Origin of the sequence: Streptomyces sp. NPDC021096, assembly GCF_040641275.1 — a bacterium.
GTDB lineage: Bacteria > Actinomycetota > Actinomycetes > Streptomycetales > Streptomycetaceae > Streptomyces.
Map to the genome: position 1 here is coordinate 1 of NZ_JBFADG010000057.1, position 1,624 is coordinate 1,624.

Sequence of the window (1,624 nt, forward strand, 5' to 3'; positions counted from 1 at the left end):
GCGGGGGTTGCGGGGGGTGCGGGCTGTGCTGAGCCGGGCGAAGTCCGGCGCGGGCAGCGCCCTGCGGTCCAGCTTGCCGTTCGTGGTCAGCGGCAACGCCTCCAGCACGACCACCGCAGCCGGAACCATGTAGTCCGGAAGTCGGTCGGCCACTGCCGTGCTCAGGGCCTCCGGCTCCAGGACGGCCTGGCCGTCCGGGACGACGTAGGCGACCAGTCGCTTGTCGCCGGGCAGGTCCTCGCGCACGATGACGGCCGCGTGAGCGACATCCGGCTGAGCGGCGAGGACGGCTTCGATTTCGCCGAGTTCGATACGGAAGCCCCGGATCTTCACCTGATCATCCGCACGCCCGAGGAACTCCAGCTCCCCCGACACCGACCACCGCACCACATCCCCCGTCCGGTACATCCGCTCACCAGGGGACCCGAACGGATCGGCCACGAAACGCTCAGCCGTCAAAGAAGGACGCCGCACATACCCCCGCGCGAGCCCCGCACCCGCGATATACAACTCACCCGCGACACCGACCGGAACCGGCGACAGACCGCCGTCCAGCACATACACCCGCGTATTGTCCATCGGCCGACCGATCGGCACCGCATCCGGCACCCCATCACCCGCACGGAACGCGATATGCGTCGCGAAAGCCGTCGACTCCGTCGGACCATACGTCGACCGCACCACCAGATCCGGACACGCCGCCAGCAACCCCCGCACCGCGGACGCCGACACCACATCCCCACCCGTGGACACCTCACGCACACCCACGAAAATCTCCGGCGCCTCCTCCGCCAACACCCGGAAAAGACCCGCCGTCGCATGGAAATTCGTCAGCCCGAACTCGGCCACCAACCCACGCACCACCTGCGCGTCCAACCGACCCGCGGGCGCCACCACCACACACCCACCCGCAAGCAATGGCGCCCACAACTCATACGTCGACGCGTCAAACGCATGATTCGCATGGAACAACACCCGCTGAAGAACCCCACGGTCCCAACAACGGTCCAAAGCAAACCCCGCCACACCCCCCTGCGTGACGGCAACACCCTTCGGCAACCCCGTCGAACCCGACGTGAACATCACATACGCCAGATCCTCCCCGGAAACCTCCACCCCCACATTCCCGGCATCGAACCCGGCCGACACCCCACCCACACCAGCCGGCTCCCCCACCGACACCACATCCACACCCGGCACACCAGCCAACACCAGCTCATGCCCCGACATCACCTCATCGACCAACAACACACACGACGAGGTGTCCTCCACCACCCACCGCATCCGCTCCACCGGATAACCACCATGCAACGGCACATAAGCAGCACCCGACTTCACCACCGCCAGCAAAGCCACCACAAGATCAACAGAACGCTCCATCAACACCGCGACACAAGCGCCCCGACCCACCCCCCGCGACACCAACACACGCGCCAGACGATTCGCCCGCGCATTCAACTCCCCATACGACAACACCAACCCACCCGGACCCACCACCGCCGGAGCCCCAGCATCAACAACCACACGACGCTCAAACAACTCCGCCAAACCACCCCCCACAACCTCACAACCCGTCGCATTCCACTCCACCAGAACCCGACGCCGCTCAACCCCCGACAACACA

At 66.1% G+C, this 1,624-nt stretch carries 1 protein-coding gene; it reads right to left on the minus strand.

Annotated elements, in window-relative coordinates; translation table 11 throughout:
- Window positions 1-1,623: amino acid adenylation domain-containing protein (locus tag AB0G59_RS29005; RefSeq protein ID WP_360917733.1), on the minus strand; the 1,623-nt coding region annotated here is incomplete at its 3' end.
- Window position 1,624: the final 1 nt, after the last annotated feature.